Source organism: Anaeromicrobium sediminis, from assembly GCF_002270055.1.
In the GTDB taxonomy this organism is placed as follows: domain Bacteria; phylum Bacillota; class Clostridia; order Peptostreptococcales; family Thermotaleaceae; genus Anaeromicrobium; species Anaeromicrobium sediminis.
The window spans coordinates 157,474-174,058 of record NZ_NIBG01000006.1 but is presented as its reverse complement, the minus strand read 5'-3'; the positions used below and the strand labels follow the sequence as shown (position 1 = coordinate 174,058).

Here is a 16,585-nt window from a genome sequence, read left to right as displayed (position 1 = left end):
TCCATTATTTAGTTAAGAGTTATTAGGATCATAACTATTAACTAAACTATATATTGCTTTCTTAAAAACGCCCTTTGATGCTTCTTTTTTATATGGCCAGGAGTTCCTGCCTGAGAGCCTTTTTTCTAAAGCTTCTGAATATTTCATTGCTGCAACTTCTATAAATTCATCACTTAAAACTTTTCCCTTTATAAAATCTTCAACAATATATTCCCTAATAGGATAGCCTCCTAATGCTCCCGAAGCAATTCTAATATTATTTATTGATTTATCTTGAACTTCTAAATAAACAGCACAGCTGATTTTTGATATGGCCAAAGCATTTCTTACTCCAAGTTTTTCAAACCCAATATGTTCCCTCCTATTTTTAAGATGAGAGAATCCTACGCTAATTATCATTTCATTGGGTTTTAATGCAGTTTCCCCTTTATCTCCATAGAACTCACAAAGTTTTATACTTCTTTCTCCATCATTACTCATCACCCTCAAAGTAGCATCTAATGCTAATAATGGCGGAACAGTATCTGCTGCTGGTGAAGCATTGCCAATATTCCCTCCAATGGTGCCCATATTTCTTATTTGAGGTGATCCCACTGACTTTGCCGCCTTCCAAAGGCCTGTAACATTCTCTTTTATATAATCATTTTGGACTATCTCTGAAAAAGTAGTTAAAGCCCCTAATACTATTTCCTTTTCTTTAATCTCTATTTTTTTCATTTCCCTAATATTAGAAATATCTATAATTATGCTTCCTCTGTTTTTTTCTTCTCTAAGGTGAACTAATAGATCTGTACCACCTGCTAAAAGTTCTGCCTTTTCTTTATACTTTTCCAATAGAGTTATAGCATCACCTATATTTGATACCTTATGAATCTTTTCAATTGCCACAAAATATCGCCCCCACTTTATGTTTCTTAAAATCCCTATGAACTCATATTTTAAGCTTATCCATCTGTCCTTTAATAAGTCTGTTTGCATCACTCATAATTGATTTTTCATTTAAGGTTAGAAGTTCTCTATCCTTCATAACAATTTTTCCATCTATAATTGTTGTTTCAACATCAGAAGCCGATGCGGAGTATACTAATTGTGATATGATATTAGCTCCTGCATTAGGTGCATTACTGATCTTGTTAAGATCTATTATTACAATATCAGCTTTTTTTCCTACTTCTAAACTTCCAAGGTCATCTTCCATCCCCATTGCTTTAGCTCCATTTAATGTGGCTAACTCAAATACTTTCTCCGCTGGCATTACAGTAGGACTAAGAAGTCTTGCCTTTTGAATTAGTGCTGCACTCCTCATTTCTCTAAATATATCCAAATTGTTGTTACAAGGTGCACCGTCAATCCCTATTGATACATTAGCTCCTAAGTTAAGTAACTCTGGAATTTTTGCAATACCTGAGGCCAACTTCAAATTAGAATTTGGACAGTGGGCCACCTTCGTTCCCGTATCCGCCAATATTCTCATTTCCTCATCATCAAGCCATACACAATGGGCTAATATAAGATCTTCTCCTGTTATTCCAAGCTTATGCAAATATTTAATGTTTCGCATACCCCTATCCTTTTCAACTAATTCTATCTCTCCTCTATTCTCTGACGCATGGGTATGTACCATAACTCCGTATTCTTTTGATAAATCCCTAACCTTAACCAGTAATTCCTCTGTACACGAAACAACAAATCTTGGGGCAAATGCATACTGAATTCTTCCATTTCTACTTTTGTGCCATTTCTTTAATATCCTAACACTCTCCCTTATGGATTCCTCAGTATTCTCCATTAGACTATTTGGAACACCTGTCCCGTAATCCATCATACATTTACCTACTATTGCTCTAAATCCGCTTTCATCTATGGAGTTTAGGGTAGCTTCAGTATGATTTACTGTCTCCATATCTATTATTGATGTGGTACCACTTTTTATAAGTTCTGCTAATCCAAGCTTTGCAGAAATATAATTTGTTTCCTCAGTATGGTTTCCTTCTAGTGGCCATATTCTTTTTCTTAGCCAATCAAGAAGCTCTAAGTCATCTGCCATCCCCTTGAATAATGTTTGAGTCAGATGGATATGGGTCTGTATCAGTCCAGGAATTATAACTTTCCCCTCTGCATCTATCTCTATATCTGCATTTCTCTCAATAGATGGGGCAATTTCATCTATCCTATCATCCTTTATAAAGATATCACCTTTAAAAATTTCTCGTCCCTTATTCATAGTTACGATTGTTCCTTTAGAAATCTTCACCGTTGACATATATATCCCCCTTTAAATTATTAAGTCTATAGATTTATGAATTCCAAGCTAGGTTTATTCAAATTTTTCCTGAACTAGGTTTAAATGAACCTAGTTTGCAATTTACAAATCTATATACATAGTGTAATTTAATAAACCCCTGTCCCTTACTAAAAAGATAGGGGTTTTTAAATTTACACTATGTATTTAAATAAAGAATTTAATTACGAAAAGTATACTAATTATATACATCAATGGAGATACTTCTTTAGATTTTCCTGTTAATGTTTTTAGTAACACATAACTAACCATACCGAATACTATACCTTCAGCAATACTGTATGCAAGGGGCATCATTATTATAGCTAAGAATGCTGGAATTGCCTCAGTGAAATCATCAAAGTCTATCTTAAGAATAGGACTCATCATGAACAAACCAACAAGAATTAATGCTGGAGCAGTTGCTGCTCCTGGTATCATAATAAATACTGGAGAGAATAGTAAAGCTAAGGCGAACATGCCAGCTGTTGATAAAGCTGTTAACCCTGTTCTTCCACCTTCTGCAACACCTGAAGCACTTTCAACATATGTAGTAACTGTACTAGTTCCTAAAAGGGCTCCTAATGTTGTTCCTACAGCATCAGCAAAAAGAGCTTGCTTAGCTCTAGGCAAAGTGCCCTTTTCATCGAGCATATCTGCCTTAGTTGCTACTCCAACCAACGTTCCTACCGTATCAAACATATCTACAAATAAGAAGGTAAATAATACAATTAGCATATCCATAGAAAACACGTTTGAGAAATCAAGCTTAAACAGAATTGGCGTAAGTGATGGAGGCGCACTTATGAGCTTAAAACCTTCTACGTTAGTAACTCCCATAGGTATACCAATAATTGTGCTTAGTAATATACCAATTAATAAAGCTCCTTTAACTCCTCTTGCAAGTAATACACCTGTAATTAGTAATCCAATTAAACCTAACAATGGTGCACCAGAAGTCACATCACCTAACTTCACTATAAGTCCATCAAGTTTTCCATCACCTACATGAAATTTACCCGATACTATAATGCCTGCATTTACTAATCCTATTAATGCAATAAATAATCCAATACCAACTGAAACAGCTCTTTTTAGATTTAATGGTATACTATTTATTATTGCTTCACGAACATTAAAGAAGGTAAGGATAATGAAGATAATACCTTCTATAAATACTGCTGTTAATGCGAACTGCCAAGAATAACCCATGCCTAAAACAACACTAAAAGCAAAGAAAGCATTGAGACCCATACCTGGAGCCAATGCAAAAGGTAGGTTAGCATATAATGCCATTATTAAGGTTGCAAATATTGCTGATACAGCTGTAGCTGTAAATACTGCTCCAAAATCCATTCCCGTTGCAGATAATGTTAATGGGTTGACTATGAGGATATATGCCATGGTCATAAAGGTAGTAATACCTGCCATGATTTCTGTTTTTACATTTGTATTATTCTCCGAAAGCTTAAATTTTCTTTCAAAAAATCCATCATTCTTTGTGAAACTTGACAATTGTTTTCCCTCCTTTATTTTCATAAATTACTGACTGAATTTATAGATGAAACCTCCTTTCTAAAAAACTTGTAAGTCAGTGCTTTTTAGTCAACTATCTGCTAATGGTTATCTGGGTTTGGATCATGACACTAATTTTCTTATATACTCTATTCTCAGTCTTTTATTGGATCTAAAATCCTAAAATTATTAACATCTATAAGCCCTTTGTCGGTAATCTTCCATTTAGGGCTAGTTGATAAGGCAAGGAAAGACAAGTGCATGAATGGCGCATGAACCTTACATCCTAACTTAGTCTTTACCGTATTTTCTAATTCCTTAATTTTTCTACTAACTTCACTACCTGTAAGTTCATCTGTTATTAGTCCTCCTACAGGCAATCTAAGTTCATCTAATATTCTACCTCTATCTGCAATAGCCAGTCCTCCACCCATTTCTATAACTCTATTTACTGCCAGTGTCATATCTTCCATATTTGTACCCACAGCGATTATATTATGAGTATCATGGGCAACACTTTCTGCAAAGGCCCCACTAGTCATACCAAATCCCTTTACAAAGGCCTTTCCAATATTACCGTTTCTTCCATATCTTTCAACACAGGCTATTCCAAGAACATCCTCTGAAGTATTAGGTAAAACTACACCATTTTTCACCTTCAAATCAAACTCAAGACTTCCAGATAGATTTTGGTCAGGTATAAGCTCTATACATCTTACAGTAGCCATACTTCCAGAAGCATTTATTTCCAGATCATCCTTAGAAATTGGTCCTCTTTTAACAGAATTTTTCACCGTATTTGGATATACGTACTTTGGTATATCTATTACCATTTGTCCCTTTGCTGCAACTAAATTACCTTCTACAAATACTGCATCAATGGTCATATTCTTTAAGTCACTTATTATGGCAATATCTGCAAGTTTTCCTGGAGCTAAAACCCCTCTATCGTCAAAACCAAAATATGTTGCAGGATTTATTGTTACCATTTGTATAGCCTCGAGTGGGTCCACTCCCTCAGCTATAGTCCTCTTTACTATTTCATTCATATGACCTAGATTTTCTAAATCCTCCGCCACCATATCATCCGTAGCAAGTATAGCTCTCCTTGAATCTAAACCATCTTCCGTTATGGCTCTTATACATTCTGCCATATTCCTTTGGGTAGAGCCTTCTCTCATGAAAACATATACCCCTTGTCTAAGCTTTTCTACACACTCTTCCTTAGTTGTAGTCTCATGGCATGAACATCTGCCACCTGTTGAAATAATATGGGCTGCAAGCTCACTTCCAAATAATTCAGGAGCATTTCCATCTACAACCTTACCTATACTTGTAGCATAGGTAGTTGAAGCTACTAAATCAGTTATTATTTCTGGAGTATTTCTATATACATGTTTAGCATTACTAAATCCTTGAAGTTCTCCAATACCAATTATATTCTTATAGTTTAAAAGCATGGCCATGTCCTTGGAGCTAACATCTACTCCAGCAGTTTCAAGTTGAGGACAATCTGGAGTCAAGGCAGGTACTACTAAGTGCACATGATTGGGTGTGACACTAGCTTCATCTGCCATGGCTAACATGCCTACAGGTCCTAATGCATTTCCTATCTCATGGGGATCTGCCACTAAAGTTGTAGTCCCTGAAGGTATAGAAAGCCTTGAAAACTCAGATATGGTTAGCATACTACTCTCAAAATGCATGTGAGAATCTATAAAACCTGGTGATATGAATTTTCCACTTACATCTATAACCAATGTATCGTTGCCAATAAGTTTTTCAGATTCTCCAACCACTAATATATGCTTACCCTTTATGGCCACATCAGCCTTATAAGCTTCTCTAGTGATTACATTAATTACATTTCCGCCGTATAAAACTATGTCAGCATAATTAAAATCTGACATGAGTACATCAATAAGCTCTCTATATTCCATAGCCTTTTTTATAACATCTGGCTTCATTCCCATCACCGCCTTTCTAAAGTTCCTAGATTTTAAAAAAGTATTTAAATATATTTTTGAACCTAAGTTATCTATGTTTATTTCTTGTCAAATACATCCAAATATATATCAACATTATCAATTATTCCAATAATTGCAGCATCTATGGGAGCATCATTCTTTCTAGCAGCATAACGGGCTGCTGTTCCCTTAGTAAATATTACATATTCTCCAATACCTGCTCCAACTGTATCTACAGTAATTATTGGCTCTCCAATAGGTTTTTTGTTAATATTTAGGGGTTGTGTTATCAACAATTTACTACCAACGAGCCTTTCATCCTTTCTTGTAGCTACAACCGTTCCAATTACTACTCCTGTATACATAGAATCTCTCCTTCAAACAAAGCATCTGACGAGGCTTTGTTAGCGCCTAGCTCTCATCTCTTAGCTTGTAAAAGTCATTCTTTCAGGTCATAAGAGGCAGTGGCTTTCTCCAAAAATTTTACTCCTAATTTATTTCCGTAAAATTTTTACTTCCTTTTCTTTAGCTACATCTTTAGCTAGTGGAGTTATAATCGTCCTTTTATCAATAACTAATTCATTCGATGTACCTACTAAATTCAAAACGTCTTTTTCGGTTACTACCTTCTTAAAACCTACTCTTTCATTCTTTCCTTCCTTACTATTGTCATATCTTAATTTTTCTGGTTCCTTATTCATATATGACATATAGTTATAATCATTTATAATTTTTGCTCCAAATTCCCTTAATCTTTCCACATGATTATTTATTAGCTTAAGCATTTTTTTATTTTCACAGGGCATATTGTTTTTATCTAATGCAGAATTTGGATTAACAAACACCTTTTTTCCAGACCATAAGAGTTGCCATAATAGGCCCGATATGAAGCTATCCTGTATTCCTACAGCTACCTTTGCCAAGGTGTTTTGCGTTAGGACAGGTACTATGACCATATCTGAGGATTTTATTATCTCTAAATAATTATTCTTATCCTCTTCTAAGTAAAGTTTATCTACCCTTAATAAATCTGAGATTCCTTGAATATCAAGTATTTCTCCTCCATTCTTTGAGAAGCATAAAGTCAATGAATAATCATTTTCTTTAAGCTTCTTTAGGCCATCAAGGGCCTTATTAATCTGGAAATTGCTCCCTGTAAATAATACTAAAATTTTTTCTTTTTCTACTTTAAGGTTTTTTCTTGGTTCTATACTTTGACTATTTATTCTTGTGGTGATATCTCCAAGAACCTTCATTATTAATTCTTTATTAGACATGAAAATATCTCCCTTTTAGAAGTTGAATGTTATAGGTAAAATGTTGATCATTAATCAAAATAAAACTTTCCTTAACTTTCAACATTTTCCCTTCACACATCCCTATTCTTTATTTAATATAACTCTTTCAACTTCAGCGTGTGGACGTGGAATTACGTGTATAGAATGAAGTTCTCCTACTGATCTAGCCGCTTCTGCTCCTGCATCTGTAGCTGCTTTAACCGCCCCTACATCTCCTCTTACCATAACTGTTACTAGTCCAAAACCTATCTTCTCATAACTTACTATTGTTACATTGGCTGCTTTAACCATGGCATCTGCTGCCTCTATAGCTCCTACTAAACCTTTAGTTTCAACTAAACCTAATGCTTGACTCATATAAATGACCTCCTTAGTTTTATTTTTTTAAGTTACTTTCCTTTTATTCTTCATTTTCATTTCTTTCATCAGTTTGTTTTTTCTCAACTTCTTTCTTTTTATCTTTTTTGATATTTTTGTTAAACATGTCTATTAGTTTATCCACATCTTCGTGGGGTCTTGGTATTACTTTAGATGATAAGACTGTGCCCACCTTTTCAGCAGCCTTAACTCCATATTCAACTGCAGCCTGTACTGATGCTACTTCACCAACTAGATTTATGGTTACACTTACAGATTTACCTACACCTATAACCTTTTCATATCCAGCAAGCTTTACATCAGCAGTATCTGCTGCTGCATCCAAGGCTGCCGCTGCTGCCGATAGTCCTACGGTCTCTATAAGTCCTAGTGCCATACCCATAAAGCCTTACACCTCCAAACTTCTATCTTTTCTTCCCAATGGAAGTTAAAGAAACCTTTGGAACTATGTCTTCTAAACTTACTTTATTAATTCCTTTTGTATAGGAATCTTTAATTTTTTCATTTTCTGAGCCTTTTGAGGATTTATTATCTCCTACACTTTTATTTATGAGCTCATCTAATGTAATACGCTTTCTTGAATCTCTGCCTTCAAGTTTTGTATTAGCTTCCACTTTTACACTTATACTATTTTCCTTATGAATAATATTCCTTAGCATATTCACGTCTCTATTGCCAATATGTATTTTAGATGTATCATTTCTTTTATTATCTGAACACCTATCAACAATATTTTTCATAATTACTCTAGTTAATTCATTTGACATGCTACCACCCCATTACTCGCCAAATAATTTGTCAACTTCTTCATTAGGCCTAGGTATTACATTAATGGATATTACCTCAGCCATATTTCCAGCTGTAGCCTTTGCATTCTCAATTGCAGCTCTTACTGCGGCTACATCCCCTTCAATAATAACTGAAATCACTCCGGAACCTACTAAATTAAAATCCTTTATCCTTACATCGGCGGTCTTGAGCATAGTATCTGCAGCCTGTATTGCGGCTACCTTGCTCCTAATCTCGAAGAATCCAATTGCTTGCCTCATTTACAAACCCCCTTAATCCTTTAAATTGGGGAAATATTTTTCTATATCTATCTTTTCATATCCAGGAATTATTGCCTTATTAAACTTCATTCCATTTTCTCCTAGTGGCTTTGTTGCATCAATCCCTATCTTATCAGTAATCCCCCTCATATTATGTGAAGGATCTAGCCCTGAACCATGGGCTCCATTTATCATTACTACATCCCTTGATCCTTGAACTCTTGTTGCAAGAGCCCCCTCTATATCATCTCCGTTAAAAATGTCTATATCATCATCCACAACAATCACGTGCTTTAAATCCTTATTGCTTCCAAGTGCTCCTAAAATAACACCCTTGCCATCTCCCTCTTGCTTCTTGTTGATTGAAACAATTCCATGGAATCTGCATCCACCACCGATGGTCACATTTACATCCTTAACGTCGGCAAATTTCCTAACATGCATATACAGTTCAACTTCCCTTATCAAGCCATTTGAAAGATGCTCTTCCCTACAAGGAAATGAAACTTGAAAGATTGGATTATTTCTAAACATAACTGCTTTAACCTCTATAACAGGATGATTAGCTACCTTTCCATAGTATCCCATTAACTCACCAAAGGGACCCTCTTGCACCTCTCTGTCATGGGGTATAACCCCTTCAAATACTATCTCACAATGGGCAGGAACCTCTAAATCGATTGTATGGCATTTAACTAGTTCTAGTGGCTCGCCCCTTAGAGCACTATCTACTTCATATTTATCCACGCCATAAAGTTCACTACTGAGTTGTGATGCTAAAAGAAATGGGTAATCATAACCTAATATTACTGCAACCTCCAGGTCTTTTTTCTTACCTTTTAGTTCCTTTAATTGATTTGTGAACATTGGTGATGCAATTAAAATGCTGAGATTGTCCCCACCATTTACCTGAAGCCTTCTAATAGAGGTGTATCGATTTCCAGTTTCTGGATCTCTAATCACTACTATTCCTGCTGTAATAAATGATGACGAATCATTTTCATGGAATGTTGGTATTGGAAAAGTATTTGATATATCTATATTTCTAGTAATGATATTTTCTTTTATAGGACCATTATCAAGTAGTTTGGTCCTTTGGGGATTGACTATTGTATCCATGAACTTGAAAATTCGCTTTTCATGGTTTGTACCTAGCATGTCATAGAATATATGTCGGTCTCCAAACATGCCTCCTATAATGGATAATTTACTTCCCTTTAAATTGTTAAATAATATTGGTTTTTTATTGCTAAAGTGTTTAAGAACAGCTCCCAATTCATATTTGGGGTCAACTTCTTTGTCACATACTAAAAGTTTTTCATTTTTCCTTAATTTTTCTAAATCAGCTCTTAACATTTGCCTTTCCATTTGATCACTCCTATAACAAAGGTTCCTTTGACACTTTGTTAGCTCCTAGCTCTCAGTTCTTAGGGGGTCAAGGTCATCCTTTTAGGTATTTTAAATAAATTTTTTAATTGACCTATTAGAATGACCTAGACATTATTAATTATTTATTGCGTGTAAAACACATTTGACAGCCTACTTCCATCTTTCAAAAAGGTTTGCTTCTATACCTAACTGATCTAACACTCTCCCCACCATGATATTCACTAAATCACCTATTGTTTGAGGGTTATGGTAAAAGCCTGGGGACGCTGGGACAATTTTCACTCCTATCCTAGCGAGCTTCAGCATATTTTCAAGATGTATTACACTAAGAGGTGTTTCTCTAGGTACTATAACCAGCTTTCTACCTTCTTTAATAGTTACATCTGCTGCTCTATGAATCAAATTTAAACTTAAGCCACTCGCAATAGCTCCTAAGGTATTCATGGAACAAGGTATTATTATCATTCCATCAGCTTTGAAGGAGCCACTAGCAACAGGTGCTGCTAAGTCATTAATTTCATGAAAATAGGTTGCCATTGACTTTAATTCACTTATGTCTATGTCACATTCATGCTTAGTAACATACTCTCCCATCCTTGATACAATTAAATGAGTCTCGATACCTAGCTGTTCGAGAGCCTTAAGGAGGGCTACTCCATATAAAGAGCAGCTTCCTCCTGTCATCCCAACTATTATCTTCATAGTTTTGTCTCCCTTTACTCAACTTTGTTTTCTTTGTCTCCTCCACCAATCCATGGATCAAGACCCTTTTCCCATGATTCAATATATTCATCAATACTCATTACCTTTGTAAATATACTTAAATCATTTAATCCATATTCATGCATTTCTTTAGTTTTTGATGCACAACCATCACTTAATGTGATAACCTTATAAGCATTATATAAAGCATCAGAAGCAGTACTTCTTACACACACATTAGTCCAAACCCCTGTAACTACTACTGTATCTATATTTTCTTCTCTCAAATAAAGGTCAAGATCAGTATGGGCAAATCCACTATGTCTTCTCTTAGGAACTATATACTCATCTCCCTCAGGGTAAAGCTCCTCTATAAAGTCAGAACCCCATGTACCTTTAACAGCGTGAACAGGTCTAACTCTAAAGTCAGCATCATTCTTTCTATGAGCCTCTTGAATATGAACTAGATGGATATCATCATTTTCTCTCTGTCTAACCCATTTAAATAATTTTTGTAAATCAGGTATAATATCATCAGCTCCCGGACATCTCAGTGGAGCCTTCTCTCCAACAAAATCATTTAACATATCTATTACAACTATGGCGTGTCTTGGCATATTAATCCCTCCAAATTTAATTTTTATTGAGCAATAAATATCTAACTTACCTGTAACTTAGTATTTAATGGCCTTATCAAGCTTTTGAATATTTTGTCTTCTTATGAACTCTCCATATCCTTCTTCTCCAACGATTCCAGATTCATCATCATAAACTAATTTACCTCTAACTACTGTTTTAACTGGCTTACCCTTTAATTTATAGCCATGGAAAGGAGTATACTTAGCCATTGTATACATTTTGTCCTTGTCTATAGTCCATTCTTTTTCCAAGTCTATAATAGTAAAGTCGGCATCTGATCCAATGAACATGGCACCTTTCTTAGGATATATTCCATAGTGTTTTGCTGGACTACTGCAAAGTACCTCTACTAATCTGCTCAAGCTCAATCTGCCCTTATTGTATCCTTCACTTACTATCATTGGAACCATAGTCTCTACTCCTGGAATTCCTGGAAAAGCATTCCATATATGCATTCCTTCCGCTTCTTTCTCAGTAGGTATTTCATATGGAGCATGATCTGTGGCTACGAAGTCGATTCTACCATCTTGTAGCGCCTTCCAATGTTCTTCATTATCTGACTTAGTTCTAAGTGGAGGAGCAATTTTTGCAAACTGCATGAATTCTGTCATTGCATCTTTATAATTTAGAGTTAAGTAGTGAGGGCAAGTTTCAGCAGTAACATCTAATCCTCTTTTCTTTGCATCTCCAACTAGTTTTGCACCGACTCCAGTACTCATGTGAACTATATGTAATCTAGCTCCTGCTTCTTCAGCAAAGCTAATACCTAACTCAATGGCAACCTTTTCAGCTAAAGTCATTCTCGCTTCAGCCCATGCAGGACCATCAGTTCTTCCTTCTTTTTCAAACTTCTTAACATAGAAATCGCACATTGCAAAGTTTTCAGCGTGAATTCCTATTGGAAGCCCAGTTTCTGCTACAGCCTTGAAAGCTTCAAGCATTTCAGGATCAGTAACCCTTGGATATGTTGGAACTGAAGGAGTCATATAAACTTTAAACGCTAAAACACCGTAATCAGCTTGTTCTTTAACATTATGAAGCCATCCATTTCTAACGTCTTCGCCAGTAACTCCTCCCCACATACCATAATCAACTATGGCCTTATTCTTTATAGCATTAAGTTTGTGTTCTAAGTTTTCTACGCTTCTTACTGATGGTACGGAGCAACATGGCATATCAACTATAGTTGTAACTCCACCACTTGCTGCTGCAGAGGTTCCAGTTAAAAAGTTTTCTCTATGGGTAAATCCAGGGTCATTTATATGTGTATGAGAATCTATGCATCCTGGTAGAGTAAGATGTCCCTCTGCATCTATAACCTTATTACCTTGAATACCATCTAAATCTAATGTAAAGCCTACAATTTTTTCGTCCTTCACTAATATATTTGTAAGAACTGTATCATTCCCCTGTGGTATGCGTGCATTTTTTACAATAACATCGTAATTCATGAGTAAGTCCCCCTTATTTTTTTATATTTATTTGCCTAATAGCTAATGGTAAAACTCTAAAAGTAAATCTTGGGTCATCTATATTTATGTCAGACTTTAAAGCTTATACCTTTAAAATAATCAAACTATTTCTTCTTAGTCCATCAAGTGTGTTTCTAAGATTTGTTCCTTTGTAAAGTTTTCAAGACCAAGTAAATACTCTAAAGAATTTAGTAAATAATCTAATTTAACTGGACCAACTAGCTCAGAGCCAGTAACTGCAACACCGTATCTTACTGCTTCTTGTTTTACAAAGTTGAAAGTCCTATATAAAGGTGTCTTGCCACAATCAAACATATTCATTGATACAACTACACCTTCTCTTTCAGGGAATTTGATCCCTACTGCTCTTACTGTTGAGAATCCACCACTTGGACCTCTTACAGCCTTTGCTATCTTTTTAGCTATCTGCACATTCTCCGTATCTAAGAAAACATTGTATGCAGTTAATCCTTCAAAGTCAGCACTTAGAATAGTTGCTCCTGCAGTTGTATGTAATTTAGCAGGTCCCATATCAGGTTTTCTTTCGTCTGTGTGTGCAACTTCCTTTAAACCTTCATATTGTCCTTTTCTAATAAATGATAAAGCCTTTCTTTCCTCACATCTTGCATTTAACCCTGAGAAATATAATGGTACTTCACACTTTTCATAAAGTTCTACAGCTAGGTCTTCTATAAAGTCTTTGCATTCTTCTATGGAAATGTTCTTAAATGGGAAAATAGGTATAGTGTCCTGAGCTCCTATTCTAGGATGGGTACCAGATTGTTCTTCCATATTAATCAGTTCATAGCTTTTACTTGCCAAATTAATAAGTGCTCCCTTAAGTGGTTTAGGTTCACCTATTAAAGTTACTACAGTTCTATTGAAATCATGTTCTGGTTCATAGCTTACAAGTTTTACCCCATCTATGTTTTTAACTTGATCAACTATAGCTTCAACTACTTCTGTTCTCCTTCCTTCACTAAAGTTTGGAACTGCTAAGATGTACTTTCTTTCATCCATAATATATATTTCCTCCTTTTCTATTCACAGCTGTTACTTGTTTTTTTCCCTATTAAATATCTAATTCAAAATTCAATAAAATATGCTAAATAACCTTTGTGTAAATTCTATGAACAACAGCTAATTTTCAGAATTTTTTTACATCTATTTTTGTATATTTTTTATAAGGGAATTTTATATATAAACATCAAATATAATTAAGAAATATACTTACTTTAATAAGGAGGAGTAATAGAGATGGGATTAAGTTTAATTGATCTTTCCCAGGAAATATTTCAAGGAATGTCCGTTTTCCCTATGCATCAACCTACCTTTATAATGGTTAATATGACCCATGAAGAAAATATGAAGGTAACAGGAAGTAAAACATTAGGTTTTTCTGCAAGAAATTTACTTATTAGTGAGCATGGTGGTACCCATAGTGACGGAGTATGGGAATATAATCCTAATGGCCCCACCATAGATAAAATGCCTATAGAATATTTTTGGGGCAGTGCAATCTGCATAGATTTATCTCATATACCGGCAAGCAGATATATCGAGCCACAGGATTTAGAAGAAGCTTTAAAAAAATCTGGACAGGAAATTTTAAAGGGAGATATAGTTCTACTCTATACGGGTCACCATGATCGAAATTTTGGTACTGATAAGTGGCAGACTGAATATACAGGTTTAAGCTACGGGGCTGCAAAATGGCTAGCTGATATGGGAGTCGTTAATATAGGAGTTGATGCACCTGCAATTGACCATCCTGATGATTTAGATTTTTCCGGTCATTTAATCTGTGGAGAATACCATATTTCAAACACGGAAAATCTTTGTAATCTAGATAAGGTTGTCAATAGAAGGTTTCTTTATATAGGACTTCCATTAAAGATTCGAGATGGTTCAGGTTCACCTATTAGAGCCGTAGCCTTAGTAGAAGATTAACAAATATCTATAGTTTTTGTGGAATGTTCCTTGAAGAATGAACAAAAAAAGATTAAGTCATATGACTTAATCTTTTTTTATTTCTAAATTACTTTAAAATATATATTATTTATCTACAAATTTTATATTCCCATAATTTTTTTTATCTTTAGGGCAGTTTCTAAATTAAATCTATCTCCCTCATCATCTAAATTCATCTTAGTAATTTCGCTTATCCTATTAATTCTATATAAAATTGTATTATAGTGGGTGTAAAGATGTTCTGACATCTTTTTTAGATTTCCATTCATTTCAAAATATACTTCAAGGGTTTTCACTAGCTCCGTGTCCCTCTTTTCATCATATTGGCATAATGGAAGTAATGTGGCTTGAAAAAATTTTTGTAACTCATCCCTTAAATTATCATGACAAAATATTTTATATATGCCAAGATTATCGAAGTCAATAACAGTTTCATTTATAAATGTTTTTCTTGCTTCAATTGCCTTGTCAGCATCCTTAAGGCTCTTGTGAACATTCTCTAAACCCCTATAAACTCTTCCTATTCCAATACTATATTCAATAAAGCTCATTTTTTCCTTAATTGACTTATCAATATTCTGTACTATATTGTTTATCTTTTCCTTTAAATTTTTATTTTTGTTCCACATGAACATGATAATTATACTTTGTCCTTTGCTTGTAATTAAATGTTTCATGCCCTCATCTTTGCAAATCTTATTTATAAGATAAATGCCTTTATTTTTGTATTGATTAAAGTCATATTCATTGGTTATACAGGGTGTCTTTTGATTGAAATAAATATTTATAATATTAAAATATGCCTGTGGATCAAACTTGTAATATTTTGCTCTTTTTATAGCTTTTTCTTTTCTTCTTTTATCTAATGAAATAATGTCTTCAAAAAACTCTGCTGTATATCTGTTCTCTACATCTTGAATTGACATTCTCTTTAAAAATTCTAAAGCTATAATTGTAGATGCCGTCTCTATTGATACAACGTCAAAACTTGTTACACTTTTTTCTGCCTCTACAGCTATAATGTGTCCATAGACACTATTTTTCAACACTATTGGAACCATTACAATTTCATAGGTTTTATCATGAATCTCTATATTACAGGAGTATGTTTTTGATAGACTTTGGTTATATACATTCTTGTTTATGAGTTTTTCAATTTTAATCGTAAGTTCGTTGTAATCGAAGGGATAGAATTTATCATCATATATAAACTCATCAAAATAGTTATTTAAAACTAATATGGGATTGCATAATGTTTTAGACAAAGTAGTGACAATATCTTTCACTTCTCCACCTGTCAAAATAATATTCATTAAATTATCATGTAAATCCTCAACTTTTTGAAGTAACAGGGCCTGCTTATTAAATATCTTCTTAAATATGGGGCCCATTATATCAGTAAAGGGTATTGCATAATTTAACTCAATAATTGGAAACTTCAATTCATTTGCTAATTCTAGCACCTCTTTTGGCAGTCTATCTAAGTAGGGATATATTTTTATTGCTATCCCAGCTAACTTTTTCTTTTTAAGGGACCTTATGAACTCAAGTTGTTTTTCAATTTCTACAGCTTTAAAAAAATAGGCTGTAGTTAATAACAATTCATCCTCGCTAACCCAATTTAGAATCTCAGAATCCGCCATAATATTGACTCTATAAATAACATTATTATAGCCTTCAAATCCAGCAATTAGCTTACAAGTTTTTAAACAATCCATTTCTAGCGCTTCCTTAATAGAAATCCCTGTTTCTTTTAACAAACTTCCCCCCCCTTTACTAAAGCTGAATACCTATAATATACTCTTTCTCAAAAAATAAGAAAAAACCTTCCTCTTTTGAATATATTTAACAAAGTTATTTCCTTTATATACCTATTTATCTGCTTTTATTTGTATGTTTTATACAAACAAAACTTAGTATTGAT

17 protein-coding genes are annotated in these 16,585 nt (G+C 34.3%); 1 reads left to right on the top strand and 16 read right to left on the bottom strand.

What is annotated here, in order from left to right; translation table 11 throughout:
* Positions 1 to 12 precede the first annotated feature (12 nt).
* The 15 genes from CCE28_RS09210 to ftcD form a co-directional block, all read right to left on the bottom strand.
* Positions 13 to 888 carry an FAD binding domain-containing protein gene (locus CCE28_RS09210; protein ID WP_176461744.1) on the bottom strand — a complete coding sequence of 292 codons (876 nt, stop codon included), beginning with the start codon at positions 886 to 888 and terminating at the stop codon, positions 13 to 15.
* A 43-nt stretch (positions 889 to 931) separates the two neighbouring features.
* Positions 932 to 2,263 (bottom strand): 5'-deoxyadenosine deaminase, encoded by a 1,332-nt coding sequence (locus tag CCE28_RS09205; RefSeq protein WP_095133207.1) that lies wholly within the window; start codon positions 2,261 to 2,263, stop codon positions 932 to 934.
* 186 nt (positions 2,264 to 2,449) lie between these two features.
* Positions 2,450 to 3,820 (bottom strand): NCS2 family permease, encoded by a 1,371-nt coding sequence (locus tag CCE28_RS09200; protein WP_095133205.1) that lies wholly within the window; start codon positions 3,818 to 3,820, stop codon positions 2,450 to 2,452.
* A 131-nt stretch (positions 3,821 to 3,951) separates the two neighbouring features.
* Positions 3,952 to 5,763 carry an adenine deaminase gene (ade, locus tag CCE28_RS09195; protein ID WP_095133203.1) on the bottom strand — a complete coding sequence of 604 codons (1,812 nt, stop codon included), beginning with the start codon at positions 5,761 to 5,763 and terminating at the stop codon, positions 3,952 to 3,954.
* A 77-nt stretch (positions 5,764 to 5,840) separates the two neighbouring features.
* Positions 5,841 to 6,128 (bottom strand): EutN/CcmL family microcompartment protein, encoded by a 288-nt coding sequence (locus tag CCE28_RS09190; protein ID WP_095133201.1) that lies wholly within the window; start codon positions 6,126 to 6,128, stop codon positions 5,841 to 5,843.
* A gap of 129 nt (positions 6,129 to 6,257) precedes the next feature.
* The gene (locus CCE28_RS09185) at positions 6,258 to 7,040 is read right to left on the bottom strand and encodes a flavoprotein (RefSeq protein ID WP_095133200.1); all 783 of its coding nucleotides are present in this window, start codon (positions 7,038 to 7,040) and stop codon (positions 6,258 to 6,260) included.
* Positions 7,041 to 7,142: 102 nt separating this feature from the next.
* On the bottom strand, positions 7,143 to 7,418 hold the full coding sequence (locus CCE28_RS09180) for a BMC domain-containing protein (protein ID WP_095133199.1): 276 nt from the start codon (positions 7,416 to 7,418) through the stop codon (positions 7,143 to 7,145).
* 43 nt (positions 7,419 to 7,461) lie between these two features.
* The gene (locus tag CCE28_RS09175) at positions 7,462 to 7,821 is read right to left on the bottom strand and encodes a BMC domain-containing protein (protein WP_095133198.1); all 360 of its coding nucleotides are present in this window, start codon (positions 7,819 to 7,821) and stop codon (positions 7,462 to 7,464) included.
* Between the two features lie 22 nt (positions 7,822 to 7,843).
* Positions 7,844 to 8,206, bottom strand: coding sequence for a hypothetical protein (locus CCE28_RS09170; RefSeq protein ID WP_095133197.1), 363 nt, complete (start codon positions 8,204 to 8,206; stop codon positions 7,844 to 7,846).
* A gap of 12 nt (positions 8,207 to 8,218) precedes the next feature.
* Complete coding sequence (locus CCE28_RS09165; RefSeq protein WP_095133196.1) at positions 8,219 to 8,488, bottom strand: BMC domain-containing protein; 270 nt, start codon at positions 8,486 to 8,488, stop codon at positions 8,219 to 8,221.
* A 12-nt stretch (positions 8,489 to 8,500) separates the two neighbouring features.
* Positions 8,501 to 9,856, bottom strand: coding sequence for a UbiD family decarboxylase (locus CCE28_RS09160; RefSeq protein ID WP_095133195.1), 1,356 nt, complete (start codon positions 9,854 to 9,856; stop codon positions 8,501 to 8,503).
* A 171-nt stretch (positions 9,857 to 10,027) separates the two neighbouring features.
* On the bottom strand, positions 10,028 to 10,579 hold the full coding sequence (locus CCE28_RS09155) for a UbiX family flavin prenyltransferase (RefSeq protein ID WP_095133194.1): 552 nt from the start codon (positions 10,577 to 10,579) through the stop codon (positions 10,028 to 10,030).
* Between the two features lie 14 nt (positions 10,580 to 10,593).
* Complete coding sequence (locus CCE28_RS09150; protein WP_095133193.1) at positions 10,594 to 11,196, bottom strand: cysteine hydrolase family protein; 603 nt, start codon at positions 11,194 to 11,196, stop codon at positions 10,594 to 10,596.
* A 57-nt stretch (positions 11,197 to 11,253) separates the two neighbouring features.
* Positions 11,254 to 12,669 carry an allantoinase AllB gene (gene allB, locus CCE28_RS09145; protein WP_095133192.1) on the bottom strand — a complete coding sequence of 472 codons (1,416 nt, stop codon included), beginning with the start codon at positions 12,667 to 12,669 and terminating at the stop codon, positions 11,254 to 11,256.
* 135 nt (positions 12,670 to 12,804) lie between these two features.
* Positions 12,805 to 13,710 (bottom strand): glutamate formimidoyltransferase, encoded by a 906-nt coding sequence (gene ftcD, locus CCE28_RS09140; protein ID WP_095133191.1) that lies wholly within the window; start codon positions 13,708 to 13,710, stop codon positions 12,805 to 12,807.
* A gap of 237 nt (positions 13,711 to 13,947) precedes the next feature.
* Between ftcD and CCE28_RS09135 the strand changes: the two genes are divergently transcribed.
* A complete protein-coding gene (locus CCE28_RS09135) occupies positions 13,948 to 14,640 on the top strand; it encodes a cyclase family protein (RefSeq protein ID WP_095133190.1) in 693 nt (230 codons plus the stop codon).
* Positions 14,641 to 14,762: 122 nt separating this feature from the next.
* Here CCE28_RS09135 and CCE28_RS09130 read toward each other — a convergent pair whose 3' ends face one another.
* Positions 14,763 to 16,421 carry a PucR family transcriptional regulator gene (locus CCE28_RS09130; protein ID WP_095133189.1) on the bottom strand — a complete coding sequence of 553 codons (1,659 nt, stop codon included), beginning with the start codon at positions 16,419 to 16,421 and terminating at the stop codon, positions 14,763 to 14,765.
* Between the last annotated feature and the right edge of the window lie 164 nt (positions 16,422 to 16,585).